Source organism: Flaviaestuariibacter amylovorans, assembly GCF_039541815.1.
In the GTDB taxonomy this organism is placed as follows: domain Bacteria; phylum Bacteroidota; class Bacteroidia; order Chitinophagales; family Chitinophagaceae; genus Flavisolibacter; species Flavisolibacter amylovorans.
Window position 1 is genome coordinate 1 of sequence record NZ_BAABGY010000018.1, and the last position, 14841, is coordinate 14841.

Below are 14841 nucleotides of genomic sequence, written 5' to 3' on the forward strand. Positions count from 1 at the left end.
GCAAGGTGAGCGTGGGCCCCAACCCGACGCAAAACCGGGTGACGGTCTACATTGATGCCTCGCTGAAGACGGGTGCTGCCTACTCGGTGCGGCTCGTAGATCAGCACGGTGCTGCGCTGATGCGCCCGGCGAGCTTCACGGGCACGAGCTATACGCTCGACCTGACGGGGCTGACATCGGGCACCTACCTGGTGCAGCTCACCGACACGCGCACGGGCGAGACCGTGCAGAAAAAGGTGATCAAGCTCTAAACGGGTTCTTGTACATACCCCCGCAACAACAAAAGGCCTCCCCGAAAAGGGAGGCCTTTTGCTATGCAGGTAAGCGAACAAGAGAACAGGGAACAGGGAACAAGGAATATCGAATAGCGAACAGGGGAACAGGGAACAAGGAACAGGAGAAGGAGGGGAGTAGCCCCAAACCTCCAAAACCCTAAGAACTGTAAGAACCCAAAAACGCAAAGCCCCGCCATCGGCGGGGCTTTGCTACTTCCTTATTCCCTGTTCCGTGTTCCCTGTTCGATTGTTCTTAACCAAGATCGATATCGGTATTATCCCCGATGTTGAGCGTGCGCGTTTCGCCGCGGATGCCGGTGTCGGAGCCGATGATGGAGTAGTCGAGCACGATGTCGAACAGGTTGGAGTAGGAGCCGATGATCGAATTCTTGATGATGGAGGAGTCCACGGTGGTCTGGTCGCCGATGGTGACGTTGGGGCCGATGATGGAGTTGCGGATGTCGCAGCCCTTGCCAATGCGCACCGGCTGGATGATCACCGTATTCTCATACGCCTGGCTCGACATCATAGAGCCGCCGAATTTTTTCAGCAGCGTGGCATTCGACTCGAGCAGGGTCTCGCGCTTGCCCGCATCGAACCAGGAATCGACCTTGAAGGAGCGGAAGGCCGCGCCCTTGCGGATCATGCAGTCGATGGCGTCGGTGATCGAGAACTCGCCGTGGGTGCGCAGGCCCTGGGCCATGTTGTTGTCGAGGCAGTCGAACAGCATGCGGCTCTCGCGGATCTTGTAGATGCCCACCAGCGCCATGTTCGACTTCGGGATTTGCGGCTTCTCCACCACATGCGTCACGTGGCCCTCGGGGTCGATCTCCGCCACGCCGAAGGCACGCGGGTCGTCGACCTTCTTGAGACCCAGCATGGAAACGGGTGAGGAGAGGACCATGTCGATATCGTACTCGCACAGCGTATCGCCCAGCACAATGAACACTTCGTCGTCGCCCACGATGTCGGCACAGAGCTTCAGCGCGTGGCCGATGCCCTGGCGGTCGTTCTGGTGCACGAAGTGCGTCTTGATGTTGAGGTAATTGTATTTGACGTAGTCCTGGATCTTGTCGCCGAGGTAGCCCACTACGAAGATGAACTCCGTGATGCCGGCGTTGCGGAGCTGGTCCACGATGATGCTGAGCACGGTCTTGCCGGCCAGCGGGATGAGCGCCTTGGGTTGCGTATAAGTATGGGGCCGGAGCTTGGTACCTGCTCCGGCAACCGGGATAATCGCTTTCATTCAGTTTTGTTTAGATGGCCCTCGCGGCACGGCTCGTTCTCACGGCCATCAGTAAACTATAGGAACGTCCACCGTATGGCTAAATTATTAAAGAGCCGGCAAAATTAGTGGAATTTAAAATTGCGGAAAATGGGCCGGCATCCACGGGGCCGCTTATTTTTGCGCCACCGCGCCGCGCGGGCCTCAAACCTTCCATATGCAAAGAGATAACGCCGTCTTCGATATTATCGGTAAAGAGCTGCAGCGCCAGCGCCAGGGCATCGAGCTCATCGCCTCCGAGAACTTCACCTCCGCCGCCGTCATGGAAGCCATGGGCTCCGTGCTCACCAACAAGTACGCCGAGGGCTACCCCGGCCGCCGCTACTATGGTGGCTGTGAGTTCGTGGACGAGGTGGAGCAGCTTGCCATCGACCGCATCAAGGAAGTATTCGGCTGCGGCTATGCCAACGTGCAGCCCCACAGCGGCGCACAGGCCAACGCGGCCCTCATGCTCGCCATCCTGAAGCCCGGCGACAAAATCCTCGGCCTCGACCTGAGCATGGGCGGGCACCTCACCCACGGCTCGCCGGTGAACTTCAGCGGCAAGCTCTATGAGCCGCATTTCTACAGTGTGCACCGCGAAAGCGGCCTCATCAACTACGAGGAGCTCGAGGAAAAAGCACGCACCGTGCGCCCGAAGCTGATCATCTGCGGTGCCTCGGCCTACAGCCGCGAGTGGGATTATGCCCGCATCCGCGCCGTGGCCGACGAGGTCGGTGCCTTCGTGATGGCCGACATTGCCCACCCGGCCGGCCTCATCGCCAAAGGCCTGCTTGCCTCGCCCTTCCAGCATTGCCACTTCGTAACGTCCACCACCCACAAAACGCTCCGGGGCCCCCGCGGCGGCGTGATCCTGATGGGCCAGGACTTTGACAACCCCTTCGGGCTGAAAGACCCGAAAGGCAATATCCGCGCGATGTCGCATGTGATCGACATGGCCGTGTTCCCCGGTTCGCAGGGCGGCCCGCTCGAGCACGTCATTGCCGGCAAGGCCATTGCTTTCGGTGAGATCCTCTCCGACGAGTTCACGACCTATGCCCGGCAGGTGCAGCAGAATGCCCAGGCGATGGCCAAAGCGCTCACCGACCTCGATTACCAGATCATCTCCGGCGGCACCGACAACCACCTTATGCTGATCGACCTGCGCAACAAGAACATCACCGGCAAGAAAGCCCAGGAAACGCTCGACCGCGCGCACATCACGCTCAACAAGAACGCGGTGCCCTACGACGACAAGAGCCCGTTCGTAACCTCGGGCATCCGCATCGGCGTCCCGGCCATTACGACGCGCGGCCTCAAGGAGGAGCACATGAAATCGGTAGTGGACCTGATCGACCGGGTGCTGATGAACATCGATGATGCCGCTACCATTGAGAAAGTAGCCGGCGACGTCAAGGACCTGATGGGTGGCTTCCCGCTGTATCCGGATCTCAGATCGTAGATCTCAGATCTCAGATCTCCGGATCTCAGATCTCAGTTTTCGAATGTGTGATTCGATTGAACTTGTTCGGATGCCGGTGAACTGCATACAGAAAGTCTGCGTAACGCAGGATCCTTCCGCAAGCTCAGTATGACAAAGCTTCGCTGCTCTCGCAATGACCGCAACTGCGTAAGAGGCGCCAACGTTGAACGACCCAAACTAATAAACTAATAGACCAATAGACCAATAAACGTTCTCCCTATGCTGCAACGTATTCAAAGTATCTGGCTGTTGCTCGCGGGCGCCTTCGCGGCCACCACGTTCCGCTTTCCGTTTTATTCGGGCACGCTGAAGCCGGGCGTTACCACGCTGACGAACCCCGAGCTGAACGCCAATGCCGATATGTGGCTCACGATCCTGACGGCCCTCGTGTGTGGACTCGCCTTTGTTACGATCTTCCTGTACGGCAACCGCAAGCTGCAGCTGCGCTTCGCCATCATCGGGCTGTTCCTTTCCATCGGCCTGCTGGCGCTGTACTTCCTGCAGATGGGCAACTACGCCACGGGCGTGATGGCGCTCTCCTGCATTTTCTACTTCGCCATCCCGGTGTGCTTCTTCCTCGCCATCCGCGGCGTGGTGCGCGATCAGAAGCTGATCCGCAGCATGGACCGGCTGCGGTAATTTCGCGCAAAGACGCAAAGAGCGCCAAGAGCGCAAAAAATACAAGGGTGCGCTATGGTGCACCTTTTCCTTTTCCAGACGGTTCCGCTGTGGCTTAGGCCCCTGCCTCTGAAGAAAAAGTGCCTTTGCGCGAAACCCTTTCGCTTTTATCAACGGTCAGCCTGCTGCACGTGGATTTTGGCGCAAACATGTAAATGGTCTTTGCGGAATTTGCGCGCTTTGCGCCTTTGCGTGAAACCGATTTGCGTACTTGGTCCCGCCAAAGGCGGGATGATACTGTATTTCCCGGATGCCGCATCTTTGCAGTATGTTTTCCAACCGCATTACGCAACTATTCGGGATCGAATATCCCATCATCCAGGCCGGTATGATCTGGGCCTCGGGCTGGAAGCTGGCCGCTGCCGTGAGCAACGCCGGCGGCCTCGGCGTCATCGGCGCAGGCTCCATGTACCCCGATGTATTGCAAGACCATATCCGCAAGTGCCGCGCCGCCACCGGCAAGCCCTTCGCCGTCAACCTGCCCCTCCTGTATCCTGACCTCGAGCGCCACATCGCCATCATTATCGAAGAAAAGGTGCCGGTCGTGATCACCTCGGCCGGTAATCCAAAGACCTGGACGGCGCACTTCAAGCAGCACGGCATCAAAGTGGTGCACGTGGTGAGCAGCTCGAAGTTCGCCCTGAAATCCCAGGAGGCGGGCTGCGATGCCGTGGTGGCCGAAGGGTTCGAAGCCGGCGGGCATAACGGCCGCGAGGAAACGACCACGCTGGTGTTGGTGCCGGCCGTAGCGGGCGCCGTAGAAATACCGGTGATCGCCGCAGGCGGCATCGCCACGGGCCGGCAGATGCTCGCCACCCTGGTGCTCGGCGCCGAAGGAGTACAGATGGGCTCGCGCTTCGTAGCCTCCGAGGAAGCCTCGGCACACCCTTCGTTCAAAGCCGCGGTGATCGGTGCAGCGGAAGGCGACACCCGGTTGTCTTTAAAAGCATTGACCCCTGTGCGCCTGCTGCGCAACCGCTTTGCGGAGGCCGTGCAGGAAGCAGAGGCAAGAGGAGCGGATAAGAACGAGCTGGCACAGCTGCTGGGACGGGCACGGGCGAAGAAGGGCATGTACGAGGGGGACCTGGAGGAAGGGGAGCTGGAGATCGGGCAGGTGAGCGCGCTGCTGAGCGACATTCTTCCCGCTGCCCGGATTGTGGAGAACGTGTGGCAGGAATTTTCGGCCGCCTTACAGAATCCGCTGCAAAAAGAATAACTTTACCCTCATTCTAATCATTTTCTCACCAACAAGCGAACGCTATGAAATTCAAAGCTCTTCTGCTGGCGGCCCTGATGGCCGGCGCTTCCGGCGCAGCCCATGCGAACAATGGCAACCCTCCCGGCGTTGGTGAGGAGAACATCAAAAAGGCCGACGTGGCCGGCGGCGTGCAGCACCACGAAAACCGCAAGCCGCTGGTGAACGTCACCGTTACCGCCTACGTGCTGAACCGCAAGGAGAAGGTAGCCACCACGGATGCGGCCGGCAACTATACCTTCGACGACCTGAAGCCGGGCACCTACAAGTTCGTGTTCGAGAAGCCGGGCTACCGCAAGGTGGAGCGCACCAAGACGATCGCCCGCGCCGACGAAGCCGCCGAGCTCAACGTGCTGATGGAGGAACATTCCACCTACGACTTTACCCCGGGCCCCGCCCACTTCTTCGATTTCCAATAAGAACGTGAATCGTCAATCGTGAATCGTGTAACCGCGATGCGCGGTGATACAGGAACGGATGCCTTTGGCATCCGTTCTTCGTTAACCGGCGTTAGCATTCACGATTGACGGTTCACATTTCCCCGCCTGGCCGGGCTCCTCTCCCTCCCGGGGGGGCTGGGGAGCATTCACGATTCACGATTGACGATTCACGAAGGCTGCCCGGTGCACCACGTCCCAGTGCCGGCCGTTGTGGTGGAGCAGCCCGATGTCGTCCGCAATCCAGGTGGCGGAAAAGCTTTCGGCTTCGAATTCGGGCCAGCACTCGAAAAAGGCCGACTTGCGCAGGTCGCGCGTGGCGATGGTGATGTGCGGGTGGAAGGGACGCCGGTCGGTCTTGAGGCCGTATTGCGGGCGCCCCCCGAACCACGCATCGTTGGCCACCTTCAGCGCTGCCAGCGCGGCATCAACCACTACGTCGATGAAGATCGTGCGCGGCCGGAAGGCCGAGAAGTGATTCGTGTGTACCGGGAACGGCGATTGTGTGTCTGCAAAGGCGTCCAGGTCGGCGCGGAGCTCCGGCTCCAGTGAGGGGTGCATCCAGAAGGGAGGTAGCAGCGTGATGTGCGCCGGCGACTTGAGGCCCACCTTGCAGCCATAGCGCTCCTGCATGCGCCGCTTCAGGGGCAGGATCCGTTCGTTCAGCCCGGCTGGGAGCACCAGCGCCGTAAAGTACATATCCATACAAAAAAGATCCCGCACCGGGGCAGGTGCGGGACGGGGCTTCCGTTAGCTAAAGCTAACACAATGCCAGGTAACCATACGGCGCGGTGCCGGGAGCGTGAGCGGCCCCGCGATCATCTACGGGCAGCTTCAGAAGGGAGGTCACTCACGCGCCGGGCACGGCCGCAGGGGATCAATCTCGGTCGCTGTTGATGCTTAGCTTCTCGTTCGTCTTCTTCCAGGTGAAGCGCTTGTGCTTCTCCAGGAAAGAGCGGTACTTGTTGTATACGTCTTCCGGCTGCTTCTTCCCGTTGAGCTGCAGCACACCGTCGCGGTGCTCGATGGTGTAGCGGTCCTGCTCGATAAGGCCGTCTTTTACCAGCGACTCCTCAAAGGCCCGGTATTCTTTCACGTCGCCGCGTGCCTTCTCGATGTCCTTGCGGGCGTTGGCGAAGGACGATGCCATTTCGGCGCGGGCGCGCTTGATCTCTTCGGCGGCTCGGGGCAGCTCTTCGCGGCGGGCGCGGGCAATCTCCTTGCGTGCCTGCGCGATCTCCTTCCGGGCAGCCTCCAGCTCGCGGCGCGAGATGTGCTCGTTGGCGCTGAGCTCCTTCTCGGCACGGGCCAGGTCGCGCTCGGCGCGCTCGAAGTCGGCTTCGGGTGCGGCCGGCGCCGCCGGGATCTCGGGCACTTCTTTGAGCGACTTCTCGGCGCGGTCGAGCTCTGCGTCCACATCGTCGAAGTTCCGGATCGTGCGCTCCGTATGGGCGCGCGGGGCCTTCGGTGCTTTCGGTGCTTTGGGGGCCGTTTGAGCAGAAGCACCCAGGGAAAGGGCGGCGGCCAGTACGGCCGTGAGGAAGATTCGGTTGTTGTTCATATCCTTCGGTTTTGTATGACGAATTGTTTCGTACAATATTACGATGGATTTCGTATTATGGTCTGCCGCTCATGGATTTGCGGAACCTTTAACAATTGTGCGGCACACGGATTTTTTGCGCGGGCGCAAAAAAAGAGACGCACATGGTGCGTCTCTACAATCGATATTCCGTGTTCGCTATTCAATATTCTTTGTTCGATATTCCTACGCCCGGCCAACCCACTTCATCATTTCCTTCCACGTCGGCTTCTTGCCGTACATCAGGATGCCGGTGCGGTAGATGCGGGCGCACAGCCAGGTGGTGAACAGGAAGCCCGCCGCCAGCAGGATCATCGAGAGGGCCAGCTCCCAGATGGGCACCGTGCCGGGCACGCCAAACGGCACGCGCGACATCATCACGATCGGTGAGGTGAACGGGATGATCGAAGCCCAGGTAGCCATCGCGCTGTTGGGGTCGTTGATCGAGTTCACCATGATGATGATGCCGATGACGATGGGCAGCGTGATCGGGAGTGTCAGGCTCTGCACGTCCTGCGGGTCTTCGTTGACGGCGGAACCCACCGCGGCGAAGAGCGCGGCGTAGAACAGGTAGCCGCCCAGGAAATAGAAGAGGAAGCAGCCGATCACCACGGGCCAGTTTACGGTCGCCATCGATCGCGTCAGCGAGTTGACCATCTCCAGGGAGTCGGCGTTCGGGGCGCCCAGGCCCGGGGTTGCGCCGGGTGCGTTCTTCACGCCCTCGAGCACGTCGGGCGAAGCCGCGCCGGTAAGGGCCATCCCGATACCCGTCAGCAGTACGATCCAGATCAGGAACTGCGTGATGCCGACGGCGCCGATGCCGATGATCTTGCCCATCATCAGCTCGAAGGGCCGCACCGACGACACGATCACTTCCGCGATGCGGTTCGTCTTTTCCTCCATCACGCCGCGCATCACCATCATGCCGTAGATAAAGAGCAGGAGGTAGATCAGGAAGGCGGTGAAGTAGCCGATGCCCATCTGCACCGAGAACGACGAGGAGCCGCCGCTGGCGACGTCCGATTTCTTCACCTGCTGAACCTTGATACCGGCGGCGATCTTCTTGATGGAGTCGATGCGGGCCGGGTCCACCTTCAGCTCGCGGCTGATCATATTGTTCTCGAGGGCGCGGCCGACGTCGTTGCCTACCTGGTCGTGCGCGAATCGGCTGAGGCTGCTTTCCGACACGAGCTGGAAATCGTTGCCGTGGTTGATGCCGGCGCCCGGCGCCAGCAGGAGGGCCGAGAAGCCCTTATCCGTAAAATTACTGGTGTCGGCATCGGTGGTGAACGTGTACGTCACCTTTTTGCCCGAGGTCAGCTTTTGCTGCAGCATGCCGGCGGGGTCCACCACGGCGATCTTTTCGTTGCGGATGTTCCGCACCGTGAAGTAGGTGGTGGTGGCGATCATGGCCACCAGTACCAGCGGGGTGAGGATGGTGGAGAGGATGAATGATTTCTTGCGCACGCGCGACAGGTATTCGCGCTTTATGATGATGAGGATCTTGTTCATGGCAGTGGCTTAAACGGTGAAGGTTTGAAAAGAGCGGGCGGGCGAGGTGCCTTCCACGAGGCGGATGAAGATCTCGTTTAGGGTGGGCAGCTGCTCGTTGAAGGAGCGCAGCTCGGCGCCCTGGCTGATGAAGAACTGCAGCACCGCGTTGGGCGTGAAGCCATCGTCGATGCGCACCGTGAGCGTGGGGCTCTTGGTGTCGGCACCTACAACGGCGAAGCCGGGGCCTTCGAGCACCGCCGGCATCCGCTCGAAGCCGACGCGGTAGAGGTGCTCCTTGTAGTATTGTTTCACCTCGCGCACCGAGCCGTCGAGGATCTTTTGACCCTTGTTCACGAGTACGATGTGGTCGCAGATCTCTTCTACCTGCTCCATGCGGTGCGTGCTGAAGATGATGGTGCTGCCTTCCTGCGCGAGGCGGAAGATCTCCTCCTTGATCACGTTGGCGTTTACCGGGTCGAGGCCGCTGAAGGGCTCGTCGAGGATGATGAGGCGCGGGCGGTGCAGCACGGTGGTCACGAATTGCAGCTTTTGCGACATGCCCTTCGAGAGGTCTTCCACTTTCTTGTTCCACCAGCTTTGCATTTCGAGGCGGGTGAACCATTCGCGGGTGAGGCGGTAGGCCTCGTCGCGGCCGAGGCCGCGGAGGCGCGCGAGGTAGACGGCCTGCTCGCCGATCTTCATTTTCTTGTACAGGCCGCGCTCTTCGGGCATATAGCCGATCTGCGCGATGTCCTTTGCCGGGTCGAAGGGACGGCCGTCGAAAATGACGGAGCCCTCGTCGGGGAGGATGATGCCGGTGATCATGCGGATGAGGGTGGTCTTACCCGCCCCGTTGGGGCCGAGCAGTCCGAAGATGCCGCCCTTCTGCACCGAGAAGGAGATGTCGTCGACGGCTTTCTGGGTGGCGTAGTGCTTTTTCAGGTGACGCAGTTCCAGGAGCATGGTTGTGGTTTTAGTGAGTACGTGCAAACTAGAAGGAAGTTCGCATTTGCTCCTAAAAATTTGACAAAAGGGCGCTTCCCCATGACGAATCGGGCCGCCATTCTTGTTCAGCCGCCCGGAAAGCGGCAATTTTGCGCAAACTTTCCCTATGCGCGCTTTTCGCCTTTCCGCACTGCTCCTCCTGATCCTGGTTGTTGCCGGGGGCTGGGGCTTCCTGGTGCACCGTACCACCACGCAGCTGGCCGTGTATCAGCTCCCCCTGCCCATGCAGTCCTTCTTCCACGAGAACATGGATTACCTCGTGCGGCATTCCGTGCGCCCCGACCAGCGCCGCAACGGCGATCCCACCGAGGGCCCGAAGCACTTCATCGACCTCGAGGCATTCGAGCACGGCGAAGGCGGCAAGCTGCTCCCCGAGCAGTGGGCCGAAGCCGTAAAGCTTTTTCCTGAAGACAGCCTGAAAAAATACGGGTACGTGCCCTACTGGGTGGTCACGATGAAGGAGCGCCTTACGGAGGCCTTCCAGAGCGGCAACCGCGACAGCATCCTCTTTTATGCCGCCGACATCGCGCACTACATTGAGGATGCGCACGTGCCGCTTCACACCACGCTCAACCACGACGGCCAGCGCACCGGCCAGAAGGGCATGCACTCGCTGTGGGAGAGCATGGTGCCCGAGATCGAGCTGACGAATTACCAGCTCTTCGAAGAGCACAACGCCACCTATATCTCCGACCCTGCAAAAGCCATCTGGGGCTCTGTGCGCCATGCGCATACGCTGCTGCCCGATCTCTTCGCCGCCGAAAAGGAAGTGTCGCAGGGCTTCGTGGATTCCACCAAGTACCGCATCCAGATGCGCAACGGCCGCGAGTCGAAGAGCTATAGCTCCGCATTTGCCCGTGCCTATGCGCAGCGCTTGGGCAACACCGTTAACAGCCAGCTCCTGCGCAGCACGCATATGGTCACCGACTTCTGGTACACCGCCTGGGTAGATGCCGGCAAGCCTGATCTCTCGAAGTTGCTGAAGGCCCCGCTTACCGCCGAGCAGCGCTTCGCCTTTGAAAAAGAGCTCCGCTCGTTCAAGAGCAACAACCTCATCCAGGACAAGCTGCTCCGCGCCCGCGAGGAGAAAAAAGAAGCCGGGTCGGGAGACTAGGGAATATCGAATATTGAACAAGGAATATCGAAGGATGACATAAGAGACCTCGCTACTGGCGGGGTCTTTTTTATTTCAGATTTGGGATTCGGGGTAGCGGGGACGGGTGGCGCTCCAAAAGGTTTTGAAAAACAATGGAACAGGGAATAAGGAACAGGGAACACGGAAGTGGCGCCGCGCTCCTTGAAGGCGGGCACTGCCTGCAAAGCAGCCACTGCAGAGAAGGAACGCAGCCCCGAAGCTTCGGGGTTACGGATTTGATACGAAAAGCGCGGATGTTCCTTTTGAGCTGTAAAACACCGCAGCCATACGCCTCCGACACAGGTAAGATCTTCCGGTACGATAAATGATACCGCAACACAACGACCCGTTTACCCATGGACCAATAGACCAATCGCCAACCCTCTTAGCGAATCCCTTAGCCCCTTCTTTTCTTAGCGGTAAGAAAACGCTTCTTCTCCTTTATTTGCCTTGTAGTACCGCCGCGATCTGCGTGGCTACCCGCTCTCCATCCATCGCTGCGCTCACGATGCCGCCGGCATAGCCCGCGCCTTCGGCACAGGGATACAGGTTTTCGACCTGCGGGTGCGCGAGTGTATCGTTGCCGCGCGGGATGCGGACAGGGGAGGAGGTGCGCGATTCGGTAGCCACCACTACGGCATCATTGGAATAATAGCCCCGGATCTTCTTCCCGAATTCCCTGAACGCCTGTTGCAGTGCGGTGTGCACAAACGTCGGAAGTACGCTGCGGAGGTCGGCGGAGTGAATGCCCGGCAGGTAGCTGCAATCCGGCAGGTCAACAGATGTTTTGTTCAGCGCGAAGTCCACGACCCGTTGCGCCGGCGCCACCAGCTTGCCACCGCCGGCGGCGAAGGCCTTTTGCTCCACTTCCTGCTGGAAGGCAAGCCCGGCGAGCGGACCCTGCTTGCTGTATTTCGTCACGTCTTTGTCTTCCACGTTCACCACGATACCGCTGTTGGCGTAGGGATTATTGCGCTTCGACGGCGACCAGCCGTTCACCACCACTTCACCGGGGGCCGTGGCCGCAGGCGCGATGATGCCGCCGGGGCACATGCAGAACGAGAATACCCCTTTGCCGTCTACCTGCTGCACCAGGCTGTACGCGGCAGGAGGGAGCCATTCGGGACGCAGGTCGCAGTGATACTGCCCCTGGTCGATGAGCGCCTGCGGGTGCTCGATGCGGACGCCAAGTGCAAAGGGCTTGAATTCGATGGCGAGGCCTTTGTCGTGCAGCAGGTGAAAGATGTCGCGCGCGGAGTGGCCGGTGGCGAGCACCACGGCATCGGCCGGCAGCGTATCGCCATCGGCGGTATGCACCCGGGTAAGCCGCCCTTTTTCGACGGTGAAGTCGGTGAGCTTTTTTTCGAACAGCACCTGTCCGCCCGCTTCGTTGATGGCGTCGCGGATGGCGGTGATGATGTGCGGGAGTTTGTTGGTGCCAATGTGCGGGTGGGCCTCGTAGCGGATGCGCTCGTCGGCCCCGTATTGGACGAGGATGTCGAGGATGCGTTGGACGTCGCCACGCTTCGTGCTGCGGGTATACAGCTTACCGTCGCTGTAGGTGCCGGCGCCGCCTTCGCCGAAGCAGTAGTTGCTTTCGGGGTTTACGATGCCTTCCTTGTTCATGGCAGCGAGGTCGCGGCGGCGGGCGCGCACGTCCTTGCCGCGCTCGAGCACGATGGGGCGGATGCCCAGCTCGATGAGGCGCAGCGCGGCGAAGAGCCCGGCGGGGCCGGCGCCTACCACGACGGCCTGCCGGGCGGCGGCTGTTACGTCGGGGAGTTGAAGCTTATAGGGAGGAGCGGGATGGAAGGGCTCGTCGATGAAGACCTGCAGCTTGACCTGGTACCAGGCCTGGCGGCCGCGGGCGTCGAGGGAGCGGCGGAGCACCTGCACGCCGCTTACCTGCGTGGGCTGCACGGCGCAGGCTTCGGCGGCAAGGCGGCGCAGGCTATTGTCGTCGGCCGCTTCGGAGGGCCGGATCCGTAGATGTACTTCTTGTTGCATAGTGTCAGGTGTTTATCCTGAAATCAGTGCAGCAAAGGTCCGGGATTTCGGCCGGTTTTGTTGTTGCGGCTGTCTTAAAGCGTGAGCGGGTGAGCGGGTGAGCGGGTGAGCGGGTGAGCGGGTGAGCGGGTGAGCGGGTGAGCGGGTGAGCGGGTGAGCGGGTGAGCGGGTGAGCGGGTGAGCGGGTGAAATTTTGGGTTACGTAAGGTACGTGTGGACCAGGAACACGCTGCGTAACGGAGGCGATTGCTTCGCTGCGCTCGCAATGACGTTTGCTGCGTCCGCAATGACGTTCAGTCCATGCCATGACGTTTACACTTTGAACGACCTTTTACCAATAAACTAATAGACCAATAGACCAATAAACCTGTTTTCTTCTGTACTTTACCCCGCAATCGCACTTATCTCATCCGTATGATCAACCAATTGAAACGATCCGTCTTTGCCGCGCTGTTGCTGCCCGCGGCGCTGCTGGCCTGCCGCACGGCGCAAGTGCCGGTAAAAGCCGAGCATGAGCGCTACCGCATCAACAGCGGCATGAAGTCCGACAGCAGTCTTGCCCGTGTATTGCAGCCCTACCGCGACAGCGTGGACCGCAGTATGAGCGAAGTGGTAGGCATTGCCGACAAGGCGCTCGACAAAAAGCAACCCGAGGGTACGCTCGGCAACTTCATGGTCGATGCGTTCTTCTACGCGGCGGAGCAGCAGTTCAAGCTGAAGCCCGACGTCGGCATCTTCAACTTCGGCGGCATCCGCCTTACGCAGCTGCCGGCCGGTCCGGTAACGCGCGGCAAGATCTTCGAGCTGATGCCCTTCGACAACCAGCTCGTGCTCCAGCGGCTTCCCGGCTCCGCGTTGCAGCAGTTGCTTGATCATGTGGCTGCGGCCAAGGGCTGGCCCGTGCACGGCCTCACCATGGAGATCCGCGGCGGCAAGGCGGTGAACGTACGCATCAACGGGGCGCCCCTCGATCCCAACAAGACCTATATCCTTGTCAATTCCGACTACGTGGCCAACGGGGGCGACAACGCCGCGATGCTGAAGGCCTTCCCGCAGCAAAGCGTCGGCTACCTGCAGCGGGATGCGCTGTTCGATTACATCCGACACCTCAAAAGCCAGGGAAAAAATATCTCCGCCACCGAAGAAAACCGCGTGTATGTACCCTAGAAGAAAGTTCCTCCAACAAACGGCCCTTGCCGCCGGCTCCCTCTTGCTGAGCCCTGCACTCGCGCGCGCAGCCGAGGCGGCCGCCGATGCTGCGCCGAAGCGCCTCACGATCCTGCATACCAACGATACCCATAGTCGCATCGACCCGTTCCCGATGGACGGTGGCCGCAACCAGGGACTTGGAGGTGTAGCCGCGCGCAGTGCGCTCATCCGCGACATCCGCGCGCAGGAGGAGCACGTGCTGCTGCTCGACGCAGGCGATATCTTCCAGGGCACGCCCTACTTCAATATCTACAAAGGGGAGCCGGAGGTACGCGCCATGTCGGCCATGGGCTACGACGCGGCCACCGTAGGCAACCACGACTTTGACGCCGGCATCGAAACGCTGGCCACACAGTTTGCCCGCCATGCCTCGTTCCCGATGATCGTATCCAACTACGACTTTTCCGGAACGCCCATGGAACACCTCGCGGTGCCGTATAAAATTTTCCGCAAAGGCGGACTCAAGATCGGCGTGCTGGGCGTCGGCATCAAGCTCGATGGGCTCGTACCCGACAACCTCACCGGGGGCACCCGCTACCTCGACCCGGTGCAGCGCGCCAACGAAACGGCCGCGGAATTGAAGCGCCAGGGCTGCGACCTCGTGATCCTGCTCTCGCACCTGGGCTACAAGTACGACAACGAGCGCGTGATCTCCGACCGCACGCTGGCGCCGCAGACCGAAGGCGTCGACCTGATCATCGGCGGGCATACCCATACCTTCCTTGATGCGCCCGAAGTGATGAAAAATAAAAAGGGGGAGGATATCCTGATCAACCAGGTCGGGTTCGCCGGTATTCAGCTGGGGCGGCTGGACTTTGTTTTTGAAAAAAATAAGAAGAAAAATTTGGTGAACTCAGGGTCGATTTCAGTTACGAAAAAAAGCGCACCATAAAAATTTTTTTCTCATTTTCTTTTCCACCAATTTCGTCCTCCCGACAAAAAAAAATTTAGTTGTACACAAAACACGTTGCGGGATTGTGAAGAACTAAATTGAGTAGTGAACGCCCTCGACCGAAGAAT

14 protein-coding genes are annotated in these 14841 nt (G+C 59.9%); 8 read left to right on the forward strand and 6 right to left on the reverse strand.

Going from position 1 to position 14841, the window contains the following annotated elements:
- Positions 1-251 (forward strand): T9SS type A sorting domain-containing protein (locus ABD937_RS21835; RefSeq protein ID WP_345258111.1); only part of this gene is annotated, 251 nt, incomplete at its 5' end.
- A gap of 277 nt (positions 252-528) precedes the next feature.
- Here ABD937_RS21835 and ABD937_RS21840 read toward each other — a convergent pair.
- Positions 529-1521 carry a sugar phosphate nucleotidyltransferase gene (locus ABD937_RS21840; RefSeq protein ID WP_345258112.1) on the reverse strand — a complete coding sequence of 331 codons (993 nt, stop codon included), beginning with the start codon at positions 1519-1521 and terminating at the stop codon, positions 529-531.
- A gap of 196 nt (positions 1522-1717) precedes the next feature.
- Here ABD937_RS21840 and ABD937_RS21845 point away from each other — a divergent pair, with 196 nt between their 5' ends.
- From ABD937_RS21845 to ABD937_RS21860, 4 genes are all read left to right on the forward strand, one after another.
- Positions 1718-3001: a serine hydroxymethyltransferase gene (locus ABD937_RS21845; RefSeq protein WP_345258114.1), complete on the forward strand. Its 1284-nt coding sequence runs from the start codon at positions 1718-1720 to the stop codon at positions 2999-3001.
- 240 nt (positions 3002-3241) lie between these two features.
- Positions 3242-3661 (forward strand): DUF4293 domain-containing protein, encoded by a 420-nt coding sequence (locus ABD937_RS21850; protein WP_345258115.1) that lies wholly within the window; start codon positions 3242-3244, stop codon positions 3659-3661.
- A gap of 307 nt (positions 3662-3968) precedes the next feature.
- Positions 3969-4916 (forward strand): NAD(P)H-dependent flavin oxidoreductase, encoded by a 948-nt coding sequence (locus ABD937_RS21855; RefSeq protein WP_345258116.1) that lies wholly within the window; start codon positions 3969-3971, stop codon positions 4914-4916.
- Positions 4917-4960: 44 nt separating this feature from the next.
- Positions 4961-5374, forward strand: coding sequence for a carboxypeptidase-like regulatory domain-containing protein (locus ABD937_RS21860; RefSeq protein WP_345258117.1), 414 nt, complete (start codon positions 4961-4963; stop codon positions 5372-5374).
- Positions 5375-5548: 174 nt separating this feature from the next.
- Here the strand turns inward: ABD937_RS21860 and ABD937_RS21865 are convergent, their stop codons facing one another.
- From ABD937_RS21865 to ABD937_RS21880, 4 genes are all read right to left on the reverse strand, one after another.
- Positions 5549-6097, reverse strand: coding sequence for a 2'-5' RNA ligase family protein (locus ABD937_RS21865; protein WP_345258118.1), 549 nt, complete (start codon positions 6095-6097; stop codon positions 5549-5551).
- Between the two features lie 172 nt (positions 6098-6269).
- A complete protein-coding gene (locus ABD937_RS21870; RefSeq protein ID WP_345258120.1) occupies positions 6270-6953 on the reverse strand; it encodes an HlyD family secretion protein in 684 nt (227 codons plus the stop codon).
- A gap of 204 nt (positions 6954-7157) precedes the next feature.
- The gene (locus tag ABD937_RS21875) at positions 7158-8483 is read right to left on the reverse strand and encodes an ABC transporter permease (protein ID WP_345258121.1); all 1326 of its coding nucleotides are present in this window, start codon (positions 8481-8483) and stop codon (positions 7158-7160) included.
- Positions 8484-8492: 9 nt separating this feature from the next.
- The gene (locus tag ABD937_RS21880; RefSeq protein ID WP_345258122.1) at positions 8493-9428 is read right to left on the reverse strand and encodes an ABC transporter ATP-binding protein; all 936 of its coding nucleotides are present in this window, start codon (positions 9426-9428) and stop codon (positions 8493-8495) included.
- A 148-nt stretch (positions 9429-9576) separates the two neighbouring features.
- On the opposite strand from ABD937_RS21880, the gene ABD937_RS21885 reads away from it, so the two are divergent.
- Positions 9577-10584 carry a zinc dependent phospholipase C family protein gene (locus ABD937_RS21885; protein ID WP_345258124.1) on the forward strand — a complete coding sequence of 336 codons (1008 nt, stop codon included), beginning with the start codon at positions 9577-9579 and terminating at the stop codon, positions 10582-10584.
- A 462-nt stretch (positions 10585-11046) separates the two neighbouring features.
- Here the strand turns inward: ABD937_RS21885 and ABD937_RS21890 are convergent, their stop codons facing one another.
- Complete coding sequence (locus tag ABD937_RS21890; RefSeq protein ID WP_345258125.1) at positions 11047-12612, reverse strand: NAD(P)/FAD-dependent oxidoreductase; 1566 nt, start codon at positions 12610-12612, stop codon at positions 11047-11049.
- A gap of 414 nt (positions 12613-13026) precedes the next feature.
- Here ABD937_RS21890 and ABD937_RS21895 point away from each other — a divergent pair, with 414 nt between their 5' ends.
- Both ABD937_RS21895 and ABD937_RS21900 read left to right on the forward strand, forming a co-directional pair.
- Positions 13027-13779: a 5'-nucleotidase C-terminal domain-containing protein gene (locus tag ABD937_RS21895; protein WP_345258126.1), complete on the forward strand. Its 753-nt coding sequence runs from the start codon at positions 13027-13029 to the stop codon at positions 13777-13779.
- A complete protein-coding gene (locus ABD937_RS21900; protein WP_345258127.1) occupies positions 13769-14713 on the forward strand; it encodes a bifunctional metallophosphatase/5'-nucleotidase in 945 nt (314 codons plus the stop codon). The genes ABD937_RS21895 and ABD937_RS21900 overlap by 11 nt, the downstream gene beginning before the upstream one ends.
- Positions 14714-14841: the final 128 nt, after the last annotated feature.

Coding starts and splice junctions, on each gene's coding strand:
- ABD937_RS21855 (WP_345258116.1), top strand. CDS start 3,969: ATGTTTTCCAACCGCATTACGCAACTATTCGGGATCGAATATCCCATC.
- ABD937_RS21845 (WP_345258114.1), top strand. CDS start 1,718: ATGCAAAGAGATAACGCCGTCTTCGATATTATCGGTAAAGAGCTGCAG.
- ABD937_RS21880 (WP_345258122.1), bottom strand. CDS start 9,428: ATGCTCCTGGAACTGCGTCACCTGAAAAAGCACTACGCCACCCAGAAA.
- ABD937_RS21885 (WP_345258124.1), top strand. CDS start 9,577: ATGCGCGCTTTTCGCCTTTCCGCACTGCTCCTCCTGATCCTGGTTGTT.
- ABD937_RS21860 (WP_345258117.1), top strand. CDS start 4,961: ATGAAATTCAAAGCTCTTCTGCTGGCGGCCCTGATGGCCGGCGCTTCC.
- ABD937_RS21900 (WP_345258127.1), top strand. CDS start 13,769: ATGTACCCTAGAAGAAAGTTCCTCCAACAAACGGCCCTTGCCGCCGGC.
- ABD937_RS21850 (WP_345258115.1), top strand. CDS start 3,242: ATGCTGCAACGTATTCAAAGTATCTGGCTGTTGCTCGCGGGCGCCTTC.
- ABD937_RS21870 (WP_345258120.1), bottom strand. CDS start 6,953: ATGAACAACAACCGAATCTTCCTCACGGCCGTACTGGCCGCCGCCCTT.
- ABD937_RS21895 (WP_345258126.1), top strand. CDS start 13,027: ATGATCAACCAATTGAAACGATCCGTCTTTGCCGCGCTGTTGCTGCCC.
- ABD937_RS21865 (WP_345258118.1), bottom strand. CDS start 6,097: ATGGATATGTACTTTACGGCGCTGGTGCTCCCAGCCGGGCTGAACGAA.
- ABD937_RS21840 (WP_345258112.1), bottom strand. CDS start 1,521: ATGAAAGCGATTATCCCGGTTGCCGGAGCAGGTACCAAGCTCCGGCCC.
- ABD937_RS21875 (WP_345258121.1), bottom strand. CDS start 8,483: ATGAACAAGATCCTCATCATCATAAAGCGCGAATACCTGTCGCGCGTG.
- ABD937_RS21890 (WP_345258125.1), bottom strand. CDS start 12,612: ATGCAACAAGAAGTACATCTACGGATCCGGCCCTCCGAAGCGGCCGAC.